The organism is Streptomyces sp. NPDC051636, from assembly GCF_044453765.1.
In the GTDB taxonomy this organism is placed as follows: domain Bacteria; phylum Actinomycetota; class Actinomycetes; order Streptomycetales; family Streptomycetaceae; genus Streptomyces.
The window spans coordinates 216,465-239,997 of record NZ_JBITDA010000003.1 but is presented as its reverse complement, the minus strand read 5'-3'; the positions used below and the strand labels follow the sequence as shown (position 1 = coordinate 239,997).

At 69.1% G+C, this 23,533-nt stretch carries 27 protein-coding genes and 1 pseudogene; 6 read left to right on the top strand and 22 right to left on the bottom strand.

Annotation, left to right across the window (positions count from 1 at the left end):
• Positions 1–7: 7 nt before the first annotated feature.
• Positions 8–955, bottom strand: coding sequence for a LysR substrate-binding domain-containing protein (locus ACIBBH_RS08140; protein ID WP_399403157.1), 948 nt, complete (start codon positions 953–955; stop codon positions 8–10).
• Between the two features lie 139 nt (positions 956–1,094).
• Between ACIBBH_RS08140 and ACIBBH_RS08135 the strand changes: the two genes are divergently transcribed.
• Positions 1,095–1,649, top strand: coding sequence for a peroxiredoxin (locus tag ACIBBH_RS08135; protein ID WP_399403155.1), 555 nt, complete (start codon positions 1,095–1,097; stop codon positions 1,647–1,649).
• Positions 1,650–1,655: 6 nt separating this feature from the next.
• The gene (locus ACIBBH_RS08130) at positions 1,656–2,189 is read left to right on the top strand and encodes an alkyl hydroperoxide reductase (protein WP_399403153.1); all 534 of its coding nucleotides are present in this window, start codon (positions 1,656–1,658) and stop codon (positions 2,187–2,189) included.
• A gap of 73 nt (positions 2,190–2,262) precedes the next feature.
• On the opposite strand, the gene ACIBBH_RS08125 is transcribed toward ACIBBH_RS08130, so the two are convergent.
• From ACIBBH_RS08125 to ACIBBH_RS08105, 5 genes are all read right to left on the bottom strand, one after another.
• Positions 2,263–3,564, bottom strand: coding sequence for an AI-2E family transporter (locus ACIBBH_RS08125; protein WP_399403151.1), 1,302 nt, complete (start codon positions 3,562–3,564; stop codon positions 2,263–2,265).
• Between the two features lie 139 nt (positions 3,565–3,703).
• Positions 3,704–4,417, bottom strand: coding sequence for a transglycosylase SLT domain-containing protein (locus ACIBBH_RS08120; protein ID WP_399403149.1), 714 nt, complete (start codon positions 4,415–4,417; stop codon positions 3,704–3,706).
• Between the two features lie 409 nt (positions 4,418–4,826).
• The gene (locus tag ACIBBH_RS08115; RefSeq protein ID WP_399403147.1) at positions 4,827–6,152 is read right to left on the bottom strand and encodes a PhoH family protein; all 1,326 of its coding nucleotides are present in this window, start codon (positions 6,150–6,152) and stop codon (positions 4,827–4,829) included.
• 351 nt (positions 6,153–6,503) lie between these two features.
• Positions 6,504–7,277, bottom strand: coding sequence for an isoprenyl transferase (locus ACIBBH_RS08110; RefSeq protein WP_399403145.1), 774 nt, complete (start codon positions 7,275–7,277; stop codon positions 6,504–6,506).
• 630 nt (positions 7,278–7,907) lie between these two features.
• Positions 7,908–8,690: a methyltransferase domain-containing protein gene (locus ACIBBH_RS08105; RefSeq protein ID WP_399403143.1), complete on the bottom strand. Its 783-nt coding sequence runs from the start codon at positions 8,688–8,690 to the stop codon at positions 7,908–7,910.
• A gap of 75 nt (positions 8,691–8,765) precedes the next feature.
• On the opposite strand from ACIBBH_RS08105, the gene ACIBBH_RS08100 reads away from it, so the two are divergent.
• Positions 8,766–9,287, top strand: a complete 522-nt coding sequence (locus tag ACIBBH_RS08100) for a DinB family protein (protein ID WP_399403141.1) — start codon at positions 8,766–8,768, stop codon at positions 9,285–9,287.
• A gap of 151 nt (positions 9,288–9,438) precedes the next feature.
• Here ACIBBH_RS08100 and ACIBBH_RS08095 read toward each other — a convergent pair whose 3' ends face one another.
• From ACIBBH_RS08095 to ACIBBH_RS08070, 6 genes and pseudogenes are all read right to left on the bottom strand, one after another.
• Positions 9,439–9,933 (bottom strand): GNAT family N-acetyltransferase, encoded by a 495-nt coding sequence (locus tag ACIBBH_RS08095; RefSeq protein ID WP_399403139.1) that lies wholly within the window; start codon positions 9,931–9,933, stop codon positions 9,439–9,441.
• A gap of 51 nt (positions 9,934–9,984) precedes the next feature.
• Positions 9,985–10,840, bottom strand: a pseudogene (locus ACIBBH_RS08090) (LLM class flavin-dependent oxidoreductase).
• An 87-nt stretch (positions 10,841–10,927) separates the two neighbouring features.
• The gene (locus tag ACIBBH_RS08085) at positions 10,928–11,437 is read right to left on the bottom strand and encodes a hypothetical protein (RefSeq protein ID WP_399403137.1); all 510 of its coding nucleotides are present in this window, start codon (positions 11,435–11,437) and stop codon (positions 10,928–10,930) included.
• 70 nt (positions 11,438–11,507) lie between these two features.
• Positions 11,508–12,167: a hypothetical protein gene (locus ACIBBH_RS08080; RefSeq protein WP_399403135.1), complete on the bottom strand. Its 660-nt coding sequence runs from the start codon at positions 12,165–12,167 to the stop codon at positions 11,508–11,510.
• Positions 12,164–13,576, bottom strand: a complete 1,413-nt coding sequence (locus ACIBBH_RS08075; protein ID WP_399403133.1) for a hypothetical protein — start codon at positions 13,574–13,576, stop codon at positions 12,164–12,166. Before ACIBBH_RS08075 ends, ACIBBH_RS08080 begins: the two co-directional genes overlap by 4 nt.
• On the bottom strand, positions 13,573–13,890 hold the full coding sequence (locus tag ACIBBH_RS08070) for a hypothetical protein (RefSeq protein WP_399403131.1): 318 nt from the start codon (positions 13,888–13,890) through the stop codon (positions 13,573–13,575). The genes ACIBBH_RS08075 and ACIBBH_RS08070 overlap by 4 nt, the downstream gene beginning before the upstream one ends.
• Before the next feature lie 157 nt (positions 13,891–14,047).
• Here ACIBBH_RS08070 and ACIBBH_RS08065 point away from each other — a divergent pair, with 157 nt between their 5' ends.
• From ACIBBH_RS08065 to ACIBBH_RS08055, 3 genes are all read left to right on the top strand, one after another.
• A complete protein-coding gene (locus ACIBBH_RS08065) occupies positions 14,048–14,707 on the top strand; it encodes a hypothetical protein (protein ID WP_399403129.1) in 660 nt (219 codons plus the stop codon).
• A 56-nt stretch (positions 14,708–14,763) separates the two neighbouring features.
• Positions 14,764–15,132, top strand: a complete 369-nt coding sequence (locus ACIBBH_RS08060) for a DUF192 domain-containing protein (protein ID WP_399403127.1) — start codon at positions 14,764–14,766, stop codon at positions 15,130–15,132.
• 70 nt (positions 15,133–15,202) lie between these two features.
• A complete protein-coding gene (locus ACIBBH_RS08055; RefSeq protein ID WP_399403125.1) occupies positions 15,203–15,616 on the top strand; it encodes a DUF3224 domain-containing protein in 414 nt (137 codons plus the stop codon).
• 6 nt (positions 15,617–15,622) lie between these two features.
• Here the strand turns inward: ACIBBH_RS08055 and ACIBBH_RS08050 are convergent, their stop codons facing one another.
• The 10 genes from ACIBBH_RS08050 to ACIBBH_RS08005 form a co-directional block, all read right to left on the bottom strand.
• Positions 15,623–16,228 (bottom strand): OmpA family protein, encoded by a 606-nt coding sequence (locus ACIBBH_RS08050; RefSeq protein ID WP_399403123.1) that lies wholly within the window; start codon positions 16,226–16,228, stop codon positions 15,623–15,625.
• A 31-nt stretch (positions 16,229–16,259) separates the two neighbouring features.
• The gene (locus ACIBBH_RS08045) at positions 16,260–16,841 is read right to left on the bottom strand and encodes a hypothetical protein (RefSeq protein ID WP_399403121.1); all 582 of its coding nucleotides are present in this window, start codon (positions 16,839–16,841) and stop codon (positions 16,260–16,262) included.
• A 35-nt stretch (positions 16,842–16,876) separates the two neighbouring features.
• Positions 16,877–17,485, bottom strand: coding sequence for a pilus assembly protein TadG-related protein (locus ACIBBH_RS08040; protein ID WP_399403119.1), 609 nt, complete (start codon positions 17,483–17,485; stop codon positions 16,877–16,879).
• Positions 17,485–17,715, bottom strand: coding sequence for a hypothetical protein (locus ACIBBH_RS08035; RefSeq protein WP_399403117.1), 231 nt, complete (start codon positions 17,713–17,715; stop codon positions 17,485–17,487). The genes ACIBBH_RS08040 and ACIBBH_RS08035 overlap by 1 nt, the downstream gene beginning before the upstream one ends.
• A 92-nt stretch (positions 17,716–17,807) precedes the next feature.
• Entirely contained in the window at positions 17,808–18,548 is a 741-nt protein-coding gene (locus ACIBBH_RS08030) for a response regulator (protein ID WP_399403115.1), read from the bottom strand.
• Complete coding sequence (locus tag ACIBBH_RS08025) at positions 18,545–19,960, bottom strand: sensor histidine kinase (protein ID WP_399403113.1); 1,416 nt, start codon at positions 19,958–19,960, stop codon at positions 18,545–18,547. Before ACIBBH_RS08025 ends, ACIBBH_RS08030 begins: the two co-directional genes overlap by 4 nt.
• A 13-nt stretch (positions 19,961–19,973) precedes the next feature.
• The gene (locus ACIBBH_RS08020; protein ID WP_399403647.1) at positions 19,974–20,861 is read right to left on the bottom strand and encodes a DUF5936 domain-containing protein; all 888 of its coding nucleotides are present in this window, start codon (positions 20,859–20,861) and stop codon (positions 19,974–19,976) included.
• A 16-nt stretch (positions 20,862–20,877) separates the two neighbouring features.
• Complete coding sequence (locus ACIBBH_RS08015) at positions 20,878–21,822, bottom strand: type II secretion system F family protein (protein WP_399403111.1); 945 nt, start codon at positions 21,820–21,822, stop codon at positions 20,878–20,880.
• Positions 21,823–21,830: 8 nt separating this feature from the next.
• Positions 21,831–23,168 (bottom strand): CpaF family protein, encoded by a 1,338-nt coding sequence (locus ACIBBH_RS08010; protein WP_399403109.1) that lies wholly within the window; start codon positions 23,166–23,168, stop codon positions 21,831–21,833.
• A 17-nt stretch (positions 23,169–23,185) separates the two neighbouring features.
• Positions 23,186–23,533 (bottom strand): TadE/TadG family type IV pilus assembly protein, encoded by a 348-nt coding sequence (locus tag ACIBBH_RS08005; protein ID WP_399403107.1) that lies wholly within the window; start codon positions 23,531–23,533, stop codon positions 23,186–23,188.

Genomic DNA, 23,533 nt, shown 5'->3' with positions numbered 1-23,533 from the left:
TCGCCGTCTATGCCTCCCGGTCCAGGACCCGCACGGGCAGTGGCCTGAGGGCCTCGCGGAGGGCGGCCGCCAGCTCCTGGTACTCGGCGCCGCGGGCCGCGCCGGCGCGCATGGCCAGGGCGATGCGGCGGCTCGGGGCGGGCTCGGCGAAGCAGCCGGTCAGGAGCTGGTTGCTGCGGGTCGTCTCGACCTTGAGGGCGGTGCGCGGCAGCAGGGTGCAGCCGAGTCCGCCGGCGACGAGCTGGACGAGGGTGGACAGGCCCGCCGCCGTGGTGGTGACCGGCGCGTCCTCCCGGCCCGCCTCCCGGCAGATGTCGAGCGCCTGGTCGCGCAGGCAGTGCCCCTCGTCCAGGAGCAGCAGGTTGAGCTCCTTCAGTGCCTCGCGCGGGATGCCCTCCCGTCCGCCGAGCCAGTGGTCGAGCGGAGTGACGAGCACGAAGTCCTCGTCGAACAGGGGGACTTCGACGACCCCCGGTACGCCGAGCGGGACGGCGAGCAGCAAGAGGTCGAGCCGTCCGCTGGTCAACCCCTCGATGAGGTTGGCGGTCTGCTCCTCATGGACCTGCAGGTCGAGGTGCGGGTAGCGGTCGTGGACCAGGTTGAGGACGGTGGGCAGCAGATAGGGCGCGACGGTGGGGATGACACCGAGCCGCAGCACCCCCGTGAACGGCGCCCGGACCGCCTCGGCCTCCTCCAGCAGCGCCCCGACCTCCTCCAGTACCGCCTTCGCCCGTACGGCCAGACGCTCACCGGCGGGCGAGAGCAGCACCTTGCGGGTCGTACGTTCGAGGAGCGTGACCCCGAGGGTCTCCTCCAGGGAGGACACCGCCCCGGACAGCGCGGGCTGGCTCATTCCGATGGCTGCCGCCGCGTCCCGGAAGTGCAGGTACTCGGCGACGGCGGCGAAGGCGCGCAGCTGGGAAAGGCTGGGCAGTCTCCGCTTGCTGCTACTCATGGTCACTGATAGCTACCTCCGATCAACCTGACCGAGTGTAGCTATTTCCCGTATCAATGCACCCTGTGCCAACATCGAAAAAGTCCAACCCATGGGAAACACCCGCGATCCGGGTGTTTCTTCGCTGCAAGGAGAGCGTGTGCTCACTGTCGGTGACAAGTTCCCCGAGTTCGAACTGACCGCCTGCGTCTCGCTGGAGAAGGGCAAGGAGTTCGAGAAGATCAACCACAAGACCTACGAAGGCAAGTGGAAGGTGGTCTTCGCCTGGCCCAAGGACTTCACCTTCGTGTGCCCGACCGAGATCGCCGCGTTCGGCAAGCTGAACGACGAGTTCGCCGACCGCGACGCGCAGATCCTCGGCTTCTCCGGCGACTCCGAGTTCGTCCACCACGCCTGGCGCAAGGACCACGACGACCTGCGCGACCTGCCGTTCCCGATGATGGCCGACTCCAAGCACGAGCTGATGCGGGAGCTGGGCATCGAGGACGAGGACGGCTTCGCCAAGCGCGCGGTCTTCGTCGTGGACCAGAACAACGAGATCCAGTTCTCCATGGTGACGGCGGGTTCGGTCGGCCGTAACCCCAAGGAGGTCCTGCGGGTGCTGGACGCGCTGCAGACGGACGAGCTGTGCCCGTGCAACTGGAGCAAGGGCGACGAGACCCTGGACCCGGTCGCGCTGCTGGCCGGGGAGTGACCTGACATGTCGCTCGACTCCCTCAAGTCCCGGATTCCGGACTACGCCAAGGACCTGAAGCTCAACCTGGGCTCGGTCATCGGCAACTCCGAGCTGCCCGCGCAGCAGCTGTGGGGCACGGTGCTGGCGACGGCGATCGCCTCCCGTTCCCCGATCGTGCTGCGCGAGCTGGAGCCCGAGGCGAAGGCCAACCTCACGCCGGAGGCGTACACCGCGGCCAAGTCCGCGGCCGCCATCATGGCCATGAACAACGTCTTCTACCGCACGCGTCACCTGCTGTCGGACCACGAGTACGGCACCCTGCGGGCGGGCCTGCGGATGAACGTCATCGGCAACCCCGGCGTCGACAAGGCCGACTTCGAGCTGTGGTCCTTCGCGGTCTCCGCCATCAACGGCTGCGGCATGTGCCTCGACTCCCACGAGCAGGTACTCCGCAAGGCCGGCGTCGACCGCGAGGTCATCCAGGAGTCCTTCAAGATCGCCTCCGTCATCCAGGCGGTGGGCGTGACACTGGACGCGGAGGCGCTGCTCGCTGAGTAGACCGGGTTCACTCCGGGCCCCGCTCACCTCTTGCTCTTGGTGGGCGGGGCCCCGGCGTTTCCTGAGCGCCCCCCTAGGAAGCCGACGTCTCCGCGGCGGGCTCCGCCGGCCGTGCTTGCGCCTGGGCGGCAGCCAGCCGGCGGGCCTGTTCCTGGGAGTAGGCGCGCAGGTAGCCGACCACCGTGTTGGTGACCGCCACCAGCGGCACGGCGACCACCGCGCCGCCGATCCCCGCGATCATCCCCCCGGCGGTGACGGAGAGCACCACCGCCAGCGGATGGACCCGCACCGCACGCCCCAGGATGAACGGCTGGAGGATGTGCCCCTCGATCTGCTGGACCGCCAGCACCACCGCCAGCGTCATCACGGCGGTGAACACGCCCTGGGTGACGAGCGCGACCACCACCGCCAGCGCGCCGGAGGCCACCGCGCCGACCAGCGGGATGAAGGCGAACAGGAAGATGAACACCGCGAGCGGGACGGCCATCGGGACGTCGAGGAAGTAGATGCCGAGGCCGATGAAGATCGCGTCGATCAACGCCACTATCACCGTGCCCCGGACGTACGCGGTGAGGGTGCGCCAGGCCCGGGGCCCCGCCCCGGCCACCCCGGGCCGCGCCGCCGCCGGCACGAGCTTCAGCGTCCACTCCCAGATCCGCCGGCCGTCGTAGAGGAGGAAGAGGGTCGAGAAGATGGTGAGGAGGATGCCCGTGAGGGCTTCCACGACCACCGTCACGCCCTCGAGCCCCGCCGACGTGATCTGGTCCGTGTTCGCCCCGATCGCCTCCCGCAGGTTCTTGGCGATCTGGTTGATCTGCTTGTCGGTGACGTGGAAGGGACTGTTCAGCAGCCACTTGCGGAGTTCGTCGATACCGTCCTGGATCTGGTCGGAGAGATCGTCGATGTTCTCCATCACCTGCCAGGTGACGAACCATCCGATCAGGCCCATGATGACGAAGCCGAGGATCGCGGTGAGCGCGGTGGCGGGCCCCCGCGGCAGCCCCCAGCGCCGCAGCCGCGCCACCGTGGGCTGCAGCAGAGCGGTGATGAGCAGCGCGGTCGCGAAGGCCAGCACCACCAGTTGTACGGCGCTGATGACCCGCATCAGCACCCAGACCGTGCCCGCCAGCACCAGCAGCCGCCACCCGGCCTCGGCCGCGACCCGTACGCCCCAGGGCACCGCCTGCGCGGGATCGGGGCGGACGGGGACGGCGACCGGTGCCTGGTGGTCGGCGGGCGGGGGTTCGGTTTCGGGGGCCGGCGGTCCGGTCTCGGCGTCCTCCTTCTCCGCCTCGGCCCTGCGCTCCTCCAACCGCTCGCCCACTTCGGTGAGTCGGGCTCCGATCCGGCCCAGCCACCCCGGCACTCGCGACATGATCCGTCCTCTTCCCCCGTGTCCCCGGGTGCTCCCCACCACTCCCCCCCGGAGTCGTCGCGTCCGACCGTACAGGGCAACAGCCCCTCCCCCTAGGACGGGGAGGGGCTGCGTGAGGTTGAGAGCGGCGAACGGCGGCTCAGTAGTAGTGGTTCGCCTGCCAGAACGACCAGGCCTCGCACGGGCTGCCGTACCGGCCGTTCATGTAGCTGAGGCCCCACTTGATCTGGGTGGCCGGGTTGGTCTGCCAGTCGGCACCCGCGGACGACATCTTGGAGGCGGGCAGTGCCTGGAAGAGACCGTAGGCGCCGGAGGAGGCGTTCACCGCGTGCATGTTCCAGCTGGACTCGTGGTCCACGATGTTGCTGAAGCACTGGAACTGGCCGGCCGGCACCATCTGGCGGGCCATCGCCTGGATCTGCGCGACGGTGTAGGTGCTCTGCACCGGGAAGCTGGAGGAGTCGCGGACGTCGTCGCGGCTGGCCGCGGACTTCGTCTCGGCGCGCTCCTTGGCGTCCTTCGCCGCCTTCTCGGCGGCTTCCTTCTTCGCGATCGCGGTCTGGGCAGCCGCCTTGCGGGCCGCTTCCTCGGCGTCCTTCTTGGCGCTCGTGTCCGCGGCGATGGCCTGTGTGTCGGCCTGCTGCGTCAGGGACGCGGTCTGCACCTGGGCCTGCTGACCCGCGGGTATGTCCGCGAGGAGCGGGGTGTCGGCAGCCGTCGCCTCGGCGTCGTTGTTCTGCGCGACGCTGCCCGAGGCAACTCCGACGACGCTTCCGACGGCGGTGACCGCGGTGGCCGAGGCCACTGCGAATCCCCGGACCGAAATCCGGCTCACACGGTTTCCTTCCAGCATCGCCCGCTTCGGTGACCCTGGCGGACGCAATCGTGCCCCTGACGCTGGCCTCCCAACTGCGGGGTCACGGGAGGCACGGGCCCGGTGGGCAACTCCCGCACAGGGAGTGCCGCGAGGTGCTCGGGCGGCATACGACATTCCGTATGGAGTTGGTGGTGGTGCTATGTGATGCCGTACCGCTGGGGGTACAGGTGTGTCGTATGCGGGGCCTGACAGGAGTGAGACTCTGCCGTAACCGGACGCCGGGTGGCAATTCCGAGTTGAGTGTGAAAGCTCACATCCGGTTTGGCCCAGGGGATTCAAAGAAACAGCCACACGCGAAGGCGCCGCCCGACTAGGCTCAGGGCCTTTGTCGGACGGCGCCAACTGACGGACGTATCGCCCTGGTTGGACACTCTGGCCACTCAGGTCAGATATGACCGTCTTCGAGCATTTCGGTCACAAGCGCTGCAATCTGGGACCTCTCGGACCGGGTCAGCGTGACATGTGCGAAGAGCGGATGCCCCTTCAGCTTCTCGACGACGGCGACCACACCGTCGTACCGGCCGACCCGCAGATTGTCCCTTTGTGCCACATCATGGGTCAGAACGACACGTGAATTCGCGCCGATCCGGGACAGAACAGTGAGAAGTACGTTCCTTTCCAGTGACTGCGCCTCGTCCACGATCACGAACGCGTCGTGCAGCGAGCGCCCGCGGATGTGGGTCAGCGGCAGGACCTCCAGCATCCCGCGCGCGGTGACCTCCTCGATGACCTCGCGGCTGGTGACCGCGGAGAGGGTGTCGAAGACCGCCTGCGCCCAGGGGCTCATCTTCTCCGCCTCGGAGCCGGGCAGATAGCCCAGTTCCTGCCCGCCGACCGCGTACAGCGGGCGGAAGACCATCACCTTCTGGTGCTGACGGCGCTCCAGGACCGCCTCCAGGCCCGCGCACAGCGCCAGCGCCGACTTGCCGGTGCCGGCCCGGCCGCCCATCGAGACGATGCCGACGTCCGGGTCGAGGAGCAGGTCGAGCGCGATGCGCTGCTCGGCGCTGCGGCCCTTGATGCCGAACGCCTCCCGGTCGCCGCGCACCAGGCGGACATTGCCCTCCGCGGTGACCCGGCCGAGCGCCTTGCCGCGCTCCGACTGGATCGTCAGGCCGGTGTGCACGGGGAGGCCGGAGGCCTCCGGCACGTACACGTGTCCTTCCTCGAAGAGGATGTCCACCTGCTCGCCGGAGAGGACCAGCTCGGACATTCCGGTCCAGCCGGAGGCGTCCGTGATGGCGAGTTCGGCCCGGTACTCCTCCGCGAGGAGGCCCACGGACGACGCCTTGATCCTCAGGGGCAGGTCCTTCGACACGACGGTGACGTCGAACCCCTCGGCCTGCAGATTGCGGGCCACCGCGAGGATGCGGGAGTCGTTGTCCCCCAGGCGGTAGCCGGTGGGCAGCACGCTGGGGTCCGAGTGGTTGAGCTCGACACGGATCGTTCCGCCGAGTTCCCCGATCGGGATGGGGGCGTCGAGGCGACCGTACTTCACCCGGTAGTCGTCAAGCAGGCGCAGGGCCTGCCGGGCGAAGTAGCCGAGTTCGGGATGGTGCCGCTTGGCCTCCAGCTCCGTCACCACGACGATGGGGAGCACGACCTCGTGCTCGTCGAAGCGGGCCAGGGCGTTCGGGTCGGCCAGCAGGACGCTGGTGTCGAGAACATACGTGCGCCGGTCTGGCTTGTGGCGCTTTGTGCTGGTCACCACGGAAGGACGTACCCCCTCGGATGAGGTCGGGGAGCGACGAGAGTGAGCTGGACCGGTCGACGGCCTCCGCGCACGGCGGGCCGAGAACCGGCCCTCCGCGGCTGCGTCCGTGCAGTGACCGCACGGTCGGGCTGGTGCAAAGGGCCTCCCGGGCGGACGGCCCCGTGCCGTCCGCTGAGATGCGACACCCGTGGTTCGGGTGTCGACCTGCTTGGCTTATGCCCTCGAACAAGCGGCGCCATGCAAAGGCATGGGACAGCGCGCTGATGAACTCCTTGTTACACCCGGTCGAAATGGGGTATACGAGCGCCTTTCCCCCTGGGGTATGTCCCGGGGGCCGGTGTCCGCCGGTCAGCCGCCGTAACGCCGGTGACGTGCGGCGTAGTCGCGCAGGGCACGCAGGAAGTCGACCTTGCGGAAGGCCGGCCAGAAGACCTCACAGAAGTAGTACTCCGAATGGGCCGTCTGCCACAGCATGAATCCGGACAGCCGCTGTTCGCCGCTGGTACGGATCACCAGGTCGGGGTCGGGCTGGGCGCCGGTGTAGAGGTGACGGCCGATCATCTCGACGTCGACGGACTCGGCGAGGTCCTCCATCGAGACGCCCCTGTCGTGGGCGTCGAGGAGCATCGCGCGGACGGCGTCCGCGATCTCCTGGCGGCCGCCGTAGCCGATGGCGACGTTGACCAGTATCCCGTCGACGTGCGCGGTGGCCTCCTCGGCCTCCTTCAGCGCGGTCTGCATCTGCGAGGGGAGGATGTCGGGCGTGCCGACGTGGTGCACCCGCCAGCGGCCGTCGGCTGCCAGGGTGCGCACGACGTCCTCGATGATGCCGAGGAGCGGGACGAGCTCCTCCTTGGGCCGGTCGAAGTTGTCCGTGGACAGCAGCCAGAGCGTGACCACCTCGACGTCCGTCTCGGAGCACCAGCCGAGGAACTCCTCGATCTTGTCGGCACCTGCCCGGTGACCGTGGACGGTGCTGGAGCCGGCGGCCTTCGCCCACCGGCGGTTGCCGTCCATGATGACGCCGATGTGCTTGGGCACCTGAGCGTGGTCCAGGTGGCCTTCCACCCGGTGTGCGTACAGCCTGACCAGCAGGCCGCGCAGCCTGTCGCGCAGGTTCACGTGATTGTCAGCCCCTCCGGTGTCGCGGTCCCCGCGGGCCGAAGCCTACCCCCGCGGGGCTTTGACACGGGATTTTGAGCCCCGTGCCGCTGGTCGGCTCACCCCCTGGGGAGAAAAAACGGGCCGGTCCGTGGGGGGGGAGACGGACCGGCCCGAGGGGGGGTTTCCACCATAACCCTTCGTGAGGGCGGATGCGTGCATCGGCGGGCCACAACTACGCTCCGGAGTCACATGGCGACGCGGCGGTGAGGACGGAAGGCTTCGTTCAGGGGGTTCGCACGGCTGAATCACAGCGGATTCACAGGGAAGCGGGCCGTATGCGGTGAGATCAAGAGGGTTTGGGCCCTCTTGGGGGCCGCTCGGCGAGTTGTCCTCCCGATCCCTCCGATGGGCGACCCGGTCGCGAACGGCCGCTTGACGCGTGCGCCGACGGGATTCCGGCACCGCGCAGCCCCCTCCACCGCGCGGTACCACCCGCGCGGATTTGCTTGCGCGAATTTTCTTGGTCTGAACTTACGCGAGGGTCGAGGCGGTTGGGAGTCGCCCGGTATAACGATGTGGAAACCCCAGGGATGCGAAAGGTGAACACGGGGGTCGGCCCGTTCACTTATGCGCAGATCGCCCGATTCGCTACTCCGGCTTCCGGGCATCCAAGAGGTGGCGGGTGCTGTGCGCGACGAAGGGTCCCTCGGCCTCGATCCGCTCGTGCAGGGCACGCAGCCGCGGCTCGTACGCCTCGACGGTGAAGCCGGGCACCATCCAGACCACCTTGCGCAGGAAGTGCACGACGGCGGCGATGTCGTGGAACTCCATCCGCAGCCGCTCGGCCCGCAGGTCGACGATCTCCAGCCCCGCCGCTTCCGCGCCGGCCCGCTCCCGGTCGGGGTGGCGGCCGCTGCGCACGCCGTCCGGCTGCGGCCCGAGGAAGTACTCGACCAGCTCGAACACGCTGCTCGGCCCGACGTGCTGGGCGAAGTACGTACCGCCCGGCCGCAGTACGCGGGCGATCTCCTCCCACTGCGGGCACACCGGGTGCCGGCTGAGGACCAGGTCGAAGGCCTCGTCGGCGAAGGGCAGCGACGCGTCCTCCGGCGCGGCGACGACCACGACACCGCGGGGCCGCAGCAGGGCGGTCGCCTTGGCGGCGTTCGGCGGCCAGCCCTCGGTGGCGGCGACCAGTACGGGCCGGGCGGGCGCCGCCGTACCGAGGGCGAAGTCGAGCACCTCCCCTCCCCCGGTCTGGATGTCGAGCGCCGCCGTGGCCCGGGCCAGCCGGTGGCCCGCCGAGCGGGCGTAGCCCCATGAGGGCCGCGCCTCGGTGGCCCGCCCCTCGAACCAGGAGAAGTCCCAGCCCTCGGTGGGCACGGCGGCGCCCTCGGCGACCAGGTCATCGAAGGTCCGGGAGTTGTCCATGAGGAGATCGTCGCAGGGCGGCCACGGGGAAAGCTGCTGATTTTCCGGGGCGGGACGCTGCTGGCTTTCCGGGACATGACAGTCGACGCGGGTGGGGAGTCGGCGTACACGGCGGCCGACGAGAAGGCGACGCTGCACGCGAGCCTCGACCGGCACCGGGACGCGGTCCTGTGGAAGCTGGAGGGCCTGGACGACGAGCAGTTGCGGCGCCCGATGACCCCGTCCGGGACGCAACTGCTCGGCCTGGTGAAGCATCTGGGGTCGGTGGAGTACGGCTGGTTCACCGGCACCTTCGGCCGCGAGGTCGAGCCGCCGTGGTTCGACCCGTACTCCGACGAGGACATGACCGTCGCTCCCGACGAGACGACGGAACGGATCGTCGCCTTCTACGCCCGCGCCGCCGCCGACCGCACGATCGCCGAACTGTCCCTGGAAACCCTGGGCCCGCCCGCCTGGCGGGAACAGCCCGTCTCCCTGCGCTGGGTCCTCGTCCACATGATCGAGGAGACCGCGAGGCACGCCGGGCACATGGACATCGTGCGGGAGCTCATCGACGGGGCGACGGGGGACCGGCGGCCGGTCACCGGTGGGGTCTGACGAGGTCCGACTCCCCGCCGGTCGATGAGGCGTTGACCGAAGCGGGCGAGTGGCGGCAGCCATCCGTCCGCCGCGGATGTGCGGGACACGGCTGTGGACGGGGGCGCTGCCGCGCAGCAGGCAGGGTTCGAGGGCGGGCGCCCCGGGGGCACTACCGGTCCTCCTCCCCCGCGGTGTCCCGGAGGACGAGCAGCACATGCTCGTCCTCCCCGTGCCGGACCATGCCGTCGCGTGCGAAGCCGTGCTTCTCGAGGAGGCGGACGGAGGCGTTGTTCCCGGAGAACGGGTCGGCGTACAACGGCCGGATCCGGTCCTTCCGCAGAAAGAGCGTCAGGGCACGGCTGCCGATGCCCCTCCCCCAGTACGGCCGCCCGAGCCAGTACCCGAGGAACCTGCGGTCGCCCTCCCACCAGGACACGATGTTCCCGGCCACCTCGCCGTCCACGGTGACGGTCTGTACGAGGCAGCCGGGGTCGCCGAGGACGTTCTTTCTCCAGTGGGTGAGAAAGGCCTCCCGCGGCCGGGGCGTGAACCTCGACCGCCGGACGGCCTCCGGCTCGTGCTCGTAGGCGAGGAAGGCTTCGAGGTCGGCGTCGAGGACGTCACGGAGCTGTACGTCGTCACGGTTGTCGTACGGCTGACTCATGGGTCCGAGTGTGGGCACCAGGCACTGACAACGGCTCTCCGCCGCCACTTCCTACGGCACGAGGGGCCGTACCTCCTCGGCCACGAACCGCACGAAGCCCTCCAGGCCGGGCTCGTCCCCCGTCGGCTGCAGGACCACGGTGTCGGCCCCGGCGTCCGCGAGCCGCCGCACGGCCTCGGCGACACCGAAATCCGGCACGTCGCCGAGCCCCTCGTCCTCCAGCTCGGCGCGCAGACGGGCGGCGGCGTCGCTCCCGGTGGCGGTGAGGAGATAGACGACGACCCTGTGGTCATCGGCCCCGGCCCGCCCGGCCGACACCCGCCCCTCCCCGATGAGCCGGCGGGCCTTGCGCACCCCCTCGGGCGGAGTGCCCGCGGTGAGCACCGTCCCGTCGGCCGCCTCACCGGTCAGCCGCAGCGTGCGCGGACCGGTGCCGCCGGCGAGGACCTCCACGGCGGCCTCCGGCGGCCAGTCGAGGGCCACGCCGTCCAGCTTCACGTACCGCCCCTCGGTGGTGAGCCGCTCCCCGCGCAACAGGGCACGCAGCGCGACGAGATGCTCCCGCAGCAACGCACCGGCGACTCGACCCGCGCCCCGACCTGCCCCATCCACTCCTGCACCCCGTGCCCGACGACGACAGCAGCCCGCCCGGGGAACATCCGGTGCAGCCCCGCCACCTCCATCGCGGTAACGGCCACATTCCGCAACGGCACGGGCAACAGCCCGACCCCGACCCGCACCCGCTCGGTCCAGGCGAGAGCGGAGGCGGCCGTGGAAATCCCACCTTCACGGAAGCAGTCCTCCCAGAGCCAGAGCTCCTCCAGCCCTGCGGCGTCCGCGAGTCGGGCTATGGGGCGGAGGCGTTCCGGGGGAGCTGGGGGCGGAATACGGCGCCTAGTGTGGTCATGGGGAGTTCCTATCCAGTCCGAGCGCCGCCAGACAACGCCTTTACGGACCACCGGTGCCGGGCCGCCCCCTGGCCCCTTCAGGCTGCTCAAGCATTGGTAGGGACATCGCTGCTATGGCTCGAGCGCTGGTAAATCACGAACAAGCGACGTGGCCCCGGGACCGCGATAACGCCGGCGGCTCGAGGGTCGCCCGCGAACCAAATCTCTTTCACCTGCGCGGTCTTCCTAGTTGTGAAGCCCCGTCCGAGGCGTCGCCTCCACCAGGCGGACCGAATGTGCCCGTGCAGGATCACCGGCACCTTCTCTTCCGGTCGCTCAGGATCGGGAAAGCTCAGCCAGACATCCCCCATGCCCCCTCCGGGGATCTTTCCAATGCCACTCTCCGGTGCTACGAATACCTTCCACGGCCACTCCCGCAAGAGACGGCGTGTGCGAAACGCCCCAGTGATGTATGCGGGTTGGAGAAAAGATCGGTAGAAGGCATAGAGCATCGGAACGAAGAACAACCACAGCGTCCAGGTCGGCGAGGTCACGTACCACTCCAGGAGACCCACCCAAGCCACCGGCCAGAGAATCTGGCCGACGAAGGCCCACATGAGGAGGATCGTCCAGGAACGCCGCGTGGCTGGGCTATCCCAGGCTGTCGGGTAGCGGACGGGGGTCATGTCATTCCTCACCAGGTACGTCTTGAAGCGGGTTGGCGAAACTGACCGTGTGCGCGATATGCCGAAGCAACGTGCAATAGTGCTGCGCGCGCTCTACTGCCGTGGTAGCCAATGTCAAGATCGCGATTCTGACACCGTCAGGGCACGGAACATACGCGGTGACCTGAAGCAGTTCCTGCTTGGAAAGCCCCGTCTCCGGCAGCATCGTCAGGCGCTCTTGCACGAGCGAGGCTGGGCCACAGGGAAGATCAAGAGCCTCGATGTGTTCGGCGTTCCCGCTGCCCACGGCGGCACGGGCCGCGATCACGCTGCGCGGGGCCCAGGCAGTTGTCCGCCAAGCGAGTGTGAACAAGGAGAGCAGAGGACTCTCGTCGCCCTCATCGTCGGCGTGCAGGCCGAGGGACCAATGGACGGCTCCAGTCTCCAGCAGTACCTGAGCCATCCGCCGGATCGGAGCGAAGCCGGATACCAACCGCTGCCGAACCTCGGCAGCGGGGAGCGCCTCCAACAGGGGGCGCAACGTGTCCCCCAATTCGGCTTTCTCAGGGCTGCTCCCGAGTTCCAGGAGCGGAAGTGCGACGAAGCCCGCAGGCAGCGCAAACCAAATGTCTGCCTCCTGGCTGCGCGCCGAGTCATCGATGAGGAAGGGGGTGCCGCTCATGAGGCCGGCCTCGCTCCGAAGACGAGGAAGTGAAGTGCTCCGAACGTCGCCGGCACGTCCACCCCCAGAGTTCTGGGACCGTCGAGGCCGCTGGTAATCACCGTGGCCGTGTCATTGTCAAGGCTTTCCACGACGCTACCAGCAACGCCGTAAACAGCAGTCCCGGCGCCCAAGATGGTCGCCGGACGGTCGGCCCTCTCCACAATCGGTCCCAGCCGACCGCCGAACACCTTCTCGTGAGCCAGGATGCTCGCAGCGCCTTCCGTAGCGGCGGCCTGCGCCTTGACGGAAGTCCCGACCGCAGCTCCGACCGTTTTGATCGAAGTCCCTGCCTTGGCGATCTTCTGCCCGAGGGTCAACACCTCGTCGGCCTCACCAGCCGTTCTGGACGCCACCGCCAGGGACTCCGGAGCTTTCATGGCCCCCTTCGCCACCGCGCCCAACATCGGCAGCATTCCCAGAAAGTCCCCCGCCACCCCAAGGGCGTTGCTCCAGAAATCAAGGTCCAGCTCGCCGTGCAAGCCTTCGGCCAGCGAAGCCCGAACCTCGGGATCTGAGAGACGCAGGCCGAGGGCCGTCGCGCTCAGCAACCCCGCCGCCAGGAAGAGCGCCCAGGGTGCGATAGCCGTAAGACCCAGCAGCGCAACCACGCCCAACACCGCCGCGCAAGCGCTGAGAATGTCAGGCAGGTTGTCCGTCAACCAATCTGTGAACTTGTCGAACATGCCCGGCTCATGCGGCGCCAGCCTCCTCGTCGCGTCTCGGATCTTGCCCGCTCGGTACTGTGCCTTCGCCTCGTGTTCCTCGGCGAGCTTCTTCGCCTTGCCGATGATCCTGTCGAGCTCCGCCTGGGCCTCGTCCATGGCTGTGTTCGCGTGGGTCAGGGCCTTCTGGGCGTTGTCGTGACGCGAGCCCTTCTTGTCCGGGCCGGGATTGTTGTTCGCGTCGGCGCGGCCCTTGGCGGCGTCCAGCGCGGTCTGGGCGTCCTTCGCGTCCTCTTCGAGGCGCTTGGCCCGGCGATGGAAGTCGTCGAGTTCGCCTTCCCAGCGATCCAGCTGCCGGGCCGCCCTACGGATGGAGTGGGCGGCGTTCTTCAGGTTCAGCGGCAGGCGGCCGCCGTCGAGTTGCTCCCGGAAGGCAACGGCCGCGTCTCCCTTCCAGTAGCTTCCGTCCATCAGCTTGGTGACGAGACCGTGCGTCTCTTCCAGGACCTTGGCGCAGTTCGCGAGCTTCGTGTACAGGTCGTGGACGGTATCCGTGCTACCGGGCACGGGATCGAAACCGAGGTGAGGATAGACGGGATGGGGGAGGTACGGCGCCGACTTGAGCCCCTGCGGCTTGCCGAGATCCGCGCGCGACTTCGGGTCGAGGGCCGCACCGGTGTTCTCTGTTCCGGAGGTGCCCGTCACCTCCGGCTCCCCTTCTTGTCACCCCTGGCCTTCTTCAGGACCTCCTCGAGCGCCTTGTCCACCTCGCGGTAACTGTCCCTGCTCTGGCCGATGATGTCGGCGAGATCCTCTGTCTGTTTGCCGATCTCCTGCGTGCCGTACTGCCAGTCGCCCTGGAAGTCTTCGCACGCGCGGTCGAGGTCGTCGGTGCCGAGCCCTGTGACGTCCGCGTCCAGCAGTGCCTTGCGGACTCCGTCGAGGGCACTCGCGGATTTCTTCAGCATCTTCATGAAGTGCGCGAGCTCGTGACCGTCAACGGCCAGCCGTTCCGCCATGCGGCTGCTCCCTCTCTCCCCTGGTACCGCTTCAACGATCCCAAGGGCATCCAGGAAATCGGGCCGTCAACCGTCTGACCGCGGATCGTGACACCCGGGAGTGAATGGCGTCCGTGGACGACTTAACGGACGGCCGGGGACCGGACACTACTTCCCCATGACCGAACCCCAAGTCGAGCTGGAGCACGAGTTCAGTCTCGATATCGAGTACGACCCCACCCGGTGGCTGGAGATCCCTCCGCGTTGGGACGTCGAGGAGTGGCGCGACATCGGCGCGTGGGCACGTGAGTGTGCCGAGTTGTTCTGGCGGTCGCACGGAGGGGAAGCAGGCCGGCCGGAGATCCTCTTTCTCGCCGACACGTTGCGCCGCTTCGCGGAAGCCTTCGCCCCCGCGCCCTTCGACACCCGTGTGTTGCTGCGCGTGTGGGAGCCGGCGAGCATGCCCCTTCAGCTCTTCGCCATGGTCAAGCCCGCCTCCGGGAACCGCGAGGATACGCTGCGGTTTCTCGTCGGGGCGGAGGATCCGGACGCCGTTGAGCCGCCGCTTGTCGAGGCCTTCCGTACGGAACTGCTCGGCGAGGGAGTGCGGGCCTTTCGGTACCTGCGCCAGGACGGCACTGCCGAGCTGCTCGCCGCGCTGCGTTACGCCTGGCGCGACGAGAGGGTCGGCGCGGATGTGGTGATGTGGACCGCCACCGACGACACCGCGCAGATCGTCCGGGCCGCCCCGGACATCGAAGAGCTGGCGCACAAGGTGGGTGTGGCGGTGTGGGACCTCCGGCCGGAAAGGGAGGTTTCGCCGGACGTGGCGTCGTAGGACCCAGGATACGGTCGGTCCGGACAGCCGACGGCGGTGCAGCGGAGGTGGCCGGCATGGGACGGTGGCGGGACGGGCGAGGAACGCTGGTCGTCCGGACGGGGAAGCCGGCGGCCACTGTTCCGCTGGAGATCGCGGTGTCGTACCGCGCGCGTACGAAAGGGCTGCTGGGGCGGGACTCCGTCGAGGGGGCCATGCTGCTGTCCCCCGCGAGCAGCGTGCACACGTTTCGTATGCGGATGCCCATCGACGTCGCCTACCTCGACCGCCGGCTCCGCGTGATCGCCGTACGCACCATGAAGCCGGGCCGCCTTGGCCTGCCCCGGCTCCGCTCCCGGCACGTGCTGGAGGCGGCGGCGGGGGCCATGGCCGGGTGGGGGCTGGGTGTGGGAACGCAGGTGACGGTGACGGGCGAGGCCGAGTGATTCCCTGTCGCGCGCCGCGATCGGGTGCGTGATGCCCGCCGATGTCAGTGCCTCGGCCTACGATCCGGGCATGAGAGCTTCAGGGACGTTCAAGGTCGCGGACTTCACTCCTGCCCCGGTGCCCGGCCCGGGCGTCGAGACAGCGGTGCCCGTCGGGGTGGCGACGATGGAGAAGCAGTACGAGGGGGAGGTCGCCGGGCGTTCGGCCACCCTGTTCACCGCCGCGTTCGATCAGGCGACGGGGACCGGCACCTACGTCGCCATGGAATCCTTCGAGGGCGCCCTCCACGAGCGTGCGGGATCCTTCAACTTCGCCCACTCCGCCACGACCCTCGGGGAGGGGCGGGAGCGTGAGTTCTTCGTCATCGTGCCCGGCAGCGGGACGGGGGCGCTCCTCGGGATCCGCGGGGCCGGCGGCATCGCCGTCGACGCGGACGGCACCCATCGGATCTGGTTCGACTACGAGCTCGAGACCGGCCAGTAGGCCGCTTCAGCTTTCCGAGCGCGGGAAGGTGACCTCCACCCGGCGGTTCTTCCTGCGGCCCTCCTCCGTCGAGTTGTCCGCGATCGGGTACTGCTCGCCGTAGCCCCGTACCTCGAAGGTGATGTTCGCGTCGTTCAGGTCCTGGTCCAGGAGCGCCTGGACGGCGTTGGCCCGCTGCCTGGACAGGACGTCGCCGTGGGCGGAGGAGCCCAGGTTGTCCGTGAAGCCGAAGACCCTGACCTGCGTCGCGTTCTGTTTCTTGATCTCCTCCGCGATACCGGCGATGCGGGCCTTCGCCTCGTCGCTCAGCTTGGCGCTGTCCTTGCTGAACAGCACCTCTGCCTGGAGGGCGAACTTCACGTCCGCGTTGGTGTCCTCGCGGCGTTCGTCTCCGCTCTGGTCCTCCACGACCGACTTGATGTCCAGGACCTTGAGGTCGGCGAGGGTGGCTCCCTCGGGGAGTTTCAGGTCCGGGTCGGTGGGGTCGATCTTCACGGGGGCGGTGGCGGACGGTTCGGTTCCTGGCGGGACGCTGGGGTCGGTGTCATCGGCGTGGGCCGCGGTGCCGTAGAGGGTCGAGGCGAGGAGGAAGGTGGCTGTGGTTACGGCCATGGGGAGGCTACGGGCTGTGGTCACGGTGGCCTCACCCGGAGATCTGGATGGTGGCGGAGGGGAACGTCGGCAACTGGAAGGTGACCTCACTCGCGCCCGCCGGAGGTGCTGGGAATTGCATGAAGATGGGAACGGAGTCCCCACCCTTGATCGTCTGCACACCGGTAGTGGTGAGCGGGCGTCCGTCCGTGTCCCGGAGGACGTAGTAGCGCTTCTTCCCCTTGGAGTCGACGAGAGAGGCACCGCCGAAGGACTGGCCGTTCTTCATGATCTCGGTTTCGTTACCGGTGAGCTGGGACGACAGCACGGCGTCCTTACTACCGTCGTTCTTCAGCTCGGCATTGACGGTGACGAAGCCACCGGCGTCCCGCTCGGCCGAGGTGATCTTCAGATTCAGCCCGTCCGGACCCCGAAGCTCGGCCAAGGGGTCGTCCGACTGGCCTTCCTGAGCACTCGGCTCGGATCCACTGCCCTTGGAAGCTGAAGCAGATGTCTCCGGCTTCTTGTCGTCGCTACCACCACCGCCACAACCAGCCACACCGATGGCCAGACCGGTCGCGACGGTCATTGCGACCATCCCCCTGCGGGCCTTCGCAGTGAACCGAATGCTCATCGCTCTGCGTCCCTCTTCACTCATCGTTCGCTTGGTCAGTCGGCCAGGTGGACATCAAAGAGATCCTCGGGCCCCGGGAGATCCGTGAGATCGTCTGGGTTGAGGTCCCAGTTCCTGTCCCCGCTCCTGTCCTTGCAGGTGAGTCGCGGCAGCGCTTTGTCCCCGGCGTCGTCGCCGAGTGGCGGGAACGTGCAGAGCGACTCGATCACGGCCGTGGCGGACGCCTCTGCGTATACACGCTCGGTACCTGGGACAACGGAATCTCCGACCGGCTTGTTCGACTTGACCTGGATCGTGACGCCCAGCGGCCCCGCTGGCGGGCAGCCGCCCTCTACGTGTGCGTCGTTCTGCGAGGCGAGTTGATAGGCCCGCCAGCAGGAGGAGTCGACCGCTACATTCCCGTCGAAGATGTCCTGCCATTTGGTCGGATCGAGTACGGCCTCCACCCACTTCCCCGCCAACTGGTCCCGTGTGTTCTGGGCCGCTGCCAGAGCCGCTGCGTCCGCAGCTGTCTGGGCACCGTTGCGATTCACCGCGGCCTGGCCCACCGCGAGGTAGGCGAACGCGAGAAAGAGCAGGCCCGCCACCACCGTGATGTAGATGGGGAAGGCCTGCCCTGCGTCGCTGAACCTGCGCCGAGGCATCAGGTGATTTCGGTGATCTTCGCCTTGATCTTGTCGAGGATCGTCTTGCCGATGTCCGTACCCGTGATCGCCAACACGATCGCCACCACCACCGCAATGATCCCCAGATACTCGACCGCCGTCTGCCCCCGGTCCCCCGCCCGTCGCCGCATCGCCTCGGCCGTCGTGTTCTTCCAGCCGCTCACGCGAACCTTGGTCGCCACGGCCGTCTTCAGCATCAGGTCGCTCATGGTGTTCCCTTCCGGGTTCGCTTCCGACCTGGGCACCGTACGGCCGGACACCCCGGTCTCCCCAGGGCCCCAGGGCCCAATCCCGGGGCACTTCACGCCACCCCCAGCCACTTGGCCGCGGCCTGGGAGCGGCTGGTGCTGTGGAGCTTGGCGAAGATGCGGTTGATGTGGTTCTTGACCGTCTTCTCGCTGATGAAGCAGGTGGCGGCGATCTGCTGGTTGTTCATGCCGGTGGCGATGAGGTCCATGATCTCCGCCTCCCTCGTGCTCAGTCGGAACCGCGACCTCATTGACTGTCCCATATTGGATTGCAGTTGCGAAAGGCGGGACGAAGAAATTTTCCTTGCGGATACAGGACGTTGCGGGGTTGCATGTGCAGTTGCGTGGTGTCGGCGCGGTTGCCGTGACAGTGCGTCCGCCGCCGTCCGCGTGAAGTGTGGCCTCCCCGCTCTGATGTCCCTGACCGCCGTCACCAGCTGCTCCACGGTGAACTCGCCGTGCACCAGGTAGCCGCCCGCGCCCAGCCGTACCGCCTCCCGGACTGTCTGGGACTCGTGGCTGTACGTGAGCATCATGACCGGGGCCAGCGGCACGAGGTGGGGAAGGGCCGAGAGGCCGTCCATGCCGGGCATGCGGACGTCGAGGAGGATGACGTCGGGGCGGTGGTGGCGGGCCGCGTCGCAGGCCTCGCGGCCGTTGGCGGCCTCGGCGACCACCGTGGTGTCCTCGCGGCCGGCGAGGAGGGCGGTCAGGCCGGCTCGGACCACCGGGTTGTCGTCGGCTACCACGATCCGGAGCGGTGCGGTGGGTGACATCGGGGTGCCTCCTCTCATGGTTCCTGGGGATGACAGGGCGTTGCGGGAGTCAGGGCCGCCAGCGGGAGTTCCAGGCGGACCTCCGTACCCTTGGGGTGGCCGCCTCGGCCGATGCGGATGCGGGCGCCTACCGAGGCCGCCCGTTCCACCATGCCGAGCAGGCCGAAGTGGCCGGTGTGGCGGAGGTGTTCGAGGGTCGTGTCCGGGGGGAGGCCGCAGCCGTCGTCGTAGATGGTGAGGCGGAGGATGTCGCCGTCTGCTCCCGCGCGGACTTCCACGTGCGTGGGCGCGCCGTGGCGGTGGGCGTTCTCCATCGCCTCCGAGGCGATCGTGAGGAGTTGGCGGGCCACCGCCGGGGGGATGGGTGGGAGTTCGTCCTCACCCGGGGGGTGGTACGTCGCCCGGACCCCTGTGCGGGCCGCGAAGTCCCGTGTCCGGGCCGCGAGTTCCGTCAGGACGTCCGTGCCGTGGGCGGGGTCGGTCTGGCGGCGGAGGTCGGTGAGGAGTTCCCTGGCCTCGGTCGCCGCCCTGCGTGCCGAGCGGGCCACCAGTTCCGCCTGCTCGCGGAGCGCGGCGGGGTCCCTGCGGTCCGCCGTCGCCGAGGCCGCCAGGCCGTCCGCGGCCAGGGCCACACCGTAGAGCGTCTTGGTCACCGAGTCGTGCATCTCGCGGGCCAGGCGCGCTCGTTCGGCGCCTACGGCCTCTGTTACCGCCAGGCGGGCCTGGGTCGTCGTCAGGGCCCAGGTGGCCGCGCCGAAGCGGAGCATCAGGTTGCGGAGTGTCGAGCCGAGGGCGCCCGTGATGACGCAGAGGCCGGGCAGCAGCAACGACTCGGCCAGCTCCGCTTCGTGGTCCGCCTTCAGCGTGGCGTGGACCAGGAGCAGGATCAGGGCCTGCAGAGAGGCGAAGCACGCCGCTCCCCGCCAGCTGTAGACCAGGCCCGCGAGGAGGGGGGTGCAGACGCTGACGTACGCGAGTGTGGTGTCCGGGCCGGCCGAGACGAGGAGCAGGGAGCCGAAGAGGGTGTCCGCCGCGAGGAGGGTGGGGTGGCGGAGGAGGAGGGGGCCGAAGCGTTCCCAGTCCCTGAACAGGACGTACGAGGCCATGAAGGTGACCACCACCGCGGCGCCCACCAGGCGGGCGCCGAGGCCGGGGGCGGCGTTGAGGAGGGCGGCGGGGGCGGCCAGGGCGATCATGGCCAGGCGGAAGCCGAACACCTGGCGGCACATCGCCTGTAGGGCGCGTAGCTGTAGTTTCTCGGGTGTGGGTGAGTGGGGGGGCATCCGGCCTTCGGCCGGATGCGGGTTTCCATCCGCACCACCCGTGCTGCTTTCGTTGTCGGGTGCGGACGGCCCCTGTGGGGCCCAATCGCCGTCGGCGGCCTCCGGAACCGTGCTCGCCGGCGCCGTGCGCCTCGTCGCCATCGCCATCACCCCGCCCCGCCTACTTCCCGGTGATCGAGCCGAAGTCCACCCCGGAGCCCAGGAGCAGGCCCGCGGCGAGGAGGAGCATGGTGGCCGGGACCATGAACGTGGTGATCATCAGGGTGGCCCGGGGGACCGCGCGGGCGGCCTTGCGGCGGGCGTTCTGGGCGTCCGTGCGGCGCATGTCCTTGGCGAGGGCGACCAGGGTGTCGACGATGGGCGCGCCCAGTTCCTCGCCCTGCTGCAACGCCGTGACGAACATCGCGACCTGTTCGGAGTCGTTGCGGCGGCGCAGTTCGGCGAAGGCCTCGCGGCGGCTCACGCCGAGGTCCATCTGGCGGAGGGTGATGCGGAGTTCGTCCGCCCAGGGGCCCTCGTACCGGGAGGCCACGCGGTCCAGGGCCTGGCGGAAGCCCAGCCCCGCGCTCACCACGACCGCGAGCACGTCCAGGAAGTCCGGGAGGGTCCGCTCGATGACGTCCTTGCGGATACGGATCGCCGACCAGATACCGACCTCCGTCCAGAACGCGCCGAAGGCCAGCAGAAGCAGGGCCACGAACCAGTTGCCGCGCATCAGCATCACCAGGAAGCCGACGCCGCCCAGAGCCCCGTACACCGCCCTGCGCGCCGCGTAGCGGTCGATGGTCAGGCCGCCGGGGTTGCCCGCGAGGTCGATCTTGCGGCGGTACCTGGCGACCTGCCTGGGGCCCATCACGCGCAGGACCGTGGGGGCGTAGCGCATGCCCATGCGGTCGATGAGGGAGTTCGCGGCGCCGGTGCGGGTCGCGCCCACCTCCAGGGCCAGCGCGAGGTCGCCGGGCAGTTCGGCGTCCGCGCGGTACATGCGGATGCCGGTGAAGACGCCCAGGACGCTCAGGCCCATGAGGAGTGCGAGGAGGAGGCCCATGTCGACGGTCATCCCCTCACACGTCGATTCGGCTCATGCGGCGGATCAGGACGAAGCCGATCGCGTACAGGGCGAAGGCGATGAGCACGCAGGCCTGGCCGACCGGCGAGCCGGTCATGCGGTCCAGGGCGCCGTCCTTGACGCCGTTCATCAGGAACAGGGCGCCGATGCCGAGGACGGGGACGGCGTACGAGGTCATGGTCACCTGGGAGAGCTGGGTGCGGACCTCGCGGCGGGTCTCCTTGCGCTCCTCCAGCGTCTCGGTCAGGTTCCGGAGCGCGCTGACCACCTGGCCGCCCGCCCGGTTGGACAGGACCAGCGTCGTGACGAGGACGACCAGCTCGCGGGAGGGGAGGCGGTCGGCGAGTTCACCGAGGGCGTCGTCCATCGAGTGGCCGATCGCCAACTGGTCGGCGACCTTGGCGAGTTCCTCGCCCGCCGGGGCCTCCAGCTCCTCCGCGGCCATGCCGATGGCGGTGCGCAGGGCGAGTCCTGCCTGGGTGGCGTTGGCCAGGATGCGGGCCAGTTCGGGGAGTTGGTTGATGAAGCGCTCGATGCGTTTCTGGCGCTGCCAGTTGAGGAACTGCCACGCGGCCCAGATCCCCAGCAGCCCGGCCAGCGGGCCGAAGAAGGGGGCCAGGGTGGCCTGGCCGATCAGCCAGAGGGCGGCCACCGTGGCGAGCATGTACGCGAAGAACTCGCCAGGGGTGACGTCCAGGCCGGTCGCCGCCAGACGCATTTCCAGCTTCCTGCCGAACCGGGTGCCGCGCAGCCTGCGGTCCAGGTTGCGGAAGCGGCGCCGGCGGCCGGTGACCGGGATCTGGCCGGTGTGCGTCAGCCGCTCCACCAGTTCCGCCCGCTGGGCCCGGCCGGTGGCGTAGGCGTGCAGGCCGAGCACGGTCAGGACACCGGTCAGCAGGGTGAGGCCCGTGGTGAGGGTGACGAGGGTGTGGAGATCCATGGGCCTACCTACCTGGCTTCTCGGGTGGTGAGCTGGTCCAGCGTGCGGGCGACGCCGAAGGCCTGGGGTATCGGCTGGCTCGCCATGTAGAGGCGGTCGGCGGTGCGGCGCGGCAGCGGGAAGTACTGGAAGGTGCCGTACACCCGGCCGTCGGGGGTCATGGGCCGCGCGTCGAAACGGGCCACCGTGGCCAGGCGGTACGGTTCGCCGCCGTGGCTGTCCAGCAGGGCGATCTCGGTGATGCGGCGGGCGCCGTCGGCGAAGCGGGTGAGCTGGACGATGACGTCGACGGCGCTGTTGATCTGGTCGTGCAGCGCGACGAAGGGGACCTCCACGTCGGACATGGAGGCGAGGGTCTGGAGGCGGGTGAGCGCGTCCTCGGCGCTGTTGGCGTGCACGGTGGCGAGGGAGCCGTCGTGGCCCGTCGACATCGCCTGGAGCATGTCGAGGGACTCGCCGCCGCGGACCTCGCCGACCACGATCCGGTCGGGGCGCATCCGCAGGGAGTTGCGGACCAGGTCCCGGATGGTGACCTGGCCCTTGCCCTCGACGTTCGGCGGGCGGGACTCCAGGCGGACCACGTGCGACTGCTGGAGCTGGAGTTCGGCCGAGTCCTCGATGGTGATGATGCGCTCGTGCGCCGGGATCAGGCCGGACAGGGCGTTGAGCAGGGTCGTCTTGCCGGTGCCGGTGGCGCCGGAGACGATGATGTTGAACTTCGCCTGCACCAGGCCCGCCAGCAGGAACACCATGTGCTCGTCCAGCGAGCCGAGGCCGATCAGCTCCTGGAGGGTGAAGGAGCGCGGGAAGCGCCGGATGGTGAGGGTGGGGCCGGTCAGCGACAGCGGCGGGATGATGACGTTCACGCGCTCGCCGGAGGGAAGGCGGGCGTCGACCATCGGGTTCGACTCGTCCACCCGGCGGTTGACGGTCGACACGATCCGCTCGATCGTCTGCATCAGCTGGTCCTGGGAGACAAAGCGGATCGGCAACTGCTCGACCCGGCCGCCGCGTTCGACGAAGATCGCGTCCGGGCCGTTCACCATGATCTCCGTGATGGACGCGTCTTCGAGGAGGGGTTCGAGGATGCCGAGGCCCAGCGCCTCGTCGACCACCCGGCGGATCAGCTGGGAGCGCTCCACCGTCGACAGGACCGGTCCCTCGCGGCTGATGATGTGCCCGAGCACCCGCTCCAGGCGGGCCCTGCGCTCGGCGGCTGCCAGCGAACTCATCTCCGCGAGGTCGATCTCCTCCAGGAGCTTGGCCCGGTAGGAGGCGACCAGGTGGCCGTCCTCGCCCCGGCTGCCGTGCTCCTCGGGGGTGCTGATGCGTGCGCGGAGACTCATGGGTGGGTGCTCCTCGGTCAGTGGTCGATCGGCATGGTGGCGGACTTGTGGGCGTCACCGAGGTCCCAGACGATCTTGGGGATGTGGACGGTGGCGGTGACGGTGACCGTCTCGCCCTGCTCCGAGGACACGCACCCCACGGTGAGCCCACCGCTGACCGCGTCCCTGCACGCCTGTCCGACGTCCTGCCGCAACGAGGCGGCGCGGGCTCCCGCCCTGGCCGCCGTGCCCGCCTGCTCGGCGGAATAGGCGACCGCCCCGATCTGGATGCCGGCCATGGCGACGAGGAGCAGGATGGGGATGAACCCGAGGTACTCGATGGCGACCTGCCCCCGGTCGCGGCGGCCCTGGCGGTCGTACGGCAT

Bases quoted from the DNA above. Each gene is read 5' to 3' on its own strand.
- ACIBBH_RS08140 (WP_399403157.1), bottom strand. From the start codon at position 955: ATGAGTAGCAGCAAGCGGAGACTGCCCAGCCTTTCCCAGCTGCGCGCC.
- ACIBBH_RS08130 (WP_399403153.1), top strand. From the start codon at position 1,656: ATGTCGCTCGACTCCCTCAAGTCCCGGATTCCGGACTACGCCAAGGAC.
- ACIBBH_RS08125 (WP_399403151.1), bottom strand. From the start codon at position 3,564: ATGTCGCGAGTGCCGGGGTGGCTGGGCCGGATCGGAGCCCGACTCACC.
- ACIBBH_RS08120 (WP_399403149.1), bottom strand. From the start codon at position 4,417: ATGCTGGAAGGAAACCGTGTGAGCCGGATTTCGGTCCGGGGATTCGCA.
- ACIBBH_RS08105 (WP_399403143.1), bottom strand. From the start codon at position 8,690: ATGGACAACTCCCGGACCTTCGATGACCTGGTCGCCGAGGGCGCCGCC.
- ACIBBH_RS08100 (WP_399403141.1), top strand. From the start codon at position 8,766: ATGACAGTCGACGCGGGTGGGGAGTCGGCGTACACGGCGGCCGACGAG.
- ACIBBH_RS08095 (WP_399403139.1), bottom strand. From the start codon at position 9,933: ATGAGTCAGCCGTACGACAACCGTGACGACGTACAGCTCCGTGACGTC.
- ACIBBH_RS08085 (WP_399403137.1), bottom strand. From the start codon at position 11,437: ATGTGGGCCTTCGTCGGCCAGATTCTCTGGCCGGTGGCTTGGGTGGGT.
- ACIBBH_RS08080 (WP_399403135.1), bottom strand. From the start codon at position 12,167: ATGAGCGGCACCCCCTTCCTCATCGATGACTCGGCGCGCAGCCAGGAG.
- ACIBBH_RS08070 (WP_399403131.1), bottom strand. From the start codon at position 13,890: ATGGCGGAACGGCTGGCCGTTGACGGTCACGAGCTCGCGCACTTCATG.
- ACIBBH_RS08065 (WP_399403129.1), top strand. From the start codon at position 14,048: ATGACCGAACCCCAAGTCGAGCTGGAGCACGAGTTCAGTCTCGATATC.
- ACIBBH_RS08060 (WP_399403127.1), top strand. From the start codon at position 14,764: ATGGGACGGTGGCGGGACGGGCGAGGAACGCTGGTCGTCCGGACGGGG.
- ACIBBH_RS08055 (WP_399403125.1), top strand. From the start codon at position 15,203: ATGAGAGCTTCAGGGACGTTCAAGGTCGCGGACTTCACTCCTGCCCCG.
- ACIBBH_RS08050 (WP_399403123.1), bottom strand. From the start codon at position 16,228: ATGGCCGTAACCACAGCCACCTTCCTCCTCGCCTCGACCCTCTACGGC.
- ACIBBH_RS08045 (WP_399403121.1), bottom strand. From the start codon at position 16,841: ATGAGCATTCGGTTCACTGCGAAGGCCCGCAGGGGGATGGTCGCAATG.
- ACIBBH_RS08040 (WP_399403119.1), bottom strand. From the start codon at position 17,485: ATGCCTCGGCGCAGGTTCAGCGACGCAGGGCAGGCCTTCCCCATCTAC.
- ACIBBH_RS08035 (WP_399403117.1), bottom strand. From the start codon at position 17,715: ATGAGCGACCTGATGCTGAAGACGGCCGTGGCGACCAAGGTTCGCGTG.
- ACIBBH_RS08030 (WP_399403115.1), bottom strand. From the start codon at position 18,548: ATGAGAGGAGGCACCCCGATGTCACCCACCGCACCGCTCCGGATCGTG.
- ACIBBH_RS08025 (WP_399403113.1), bottom strand. From the start codon at position 19,960: ATGGCGATGGCGACGAGGCGCACGGCGCCGGCGAGCACGGTTCCGGAG.
- ACIBBH_RS08020 (WP_399403647.1), bottom strand. From the start codon at position 20,861: ATGGGCCTCCTCCTCGCACTCCTCATGGGCCTGAGCGTCCTGGGCGTC.
- ACIBBH_RS08015 (WP_399403111.1), bottom strand. From the start codon at position 21,822: ATGGATCTCCACACCCTCGTCACCCTCACCACGGGCCTCACCCTGCTG.
- ACIBBH_RS08010 (WP_399403109.1), bottom strand. From the start codon at position 23,168: ATGAGTCTCCGCGCACGCATCAGCACCCCCGAGGAGCACGGCAGCCGG.
- ACIBBH_RS08005 (WP_399403107.1), bottom strand. From the start codon at position 23,533: ATGCCGTACGACCGCCAGGGCCGCCGCGACCGGGGGCAGGTCGCCATC.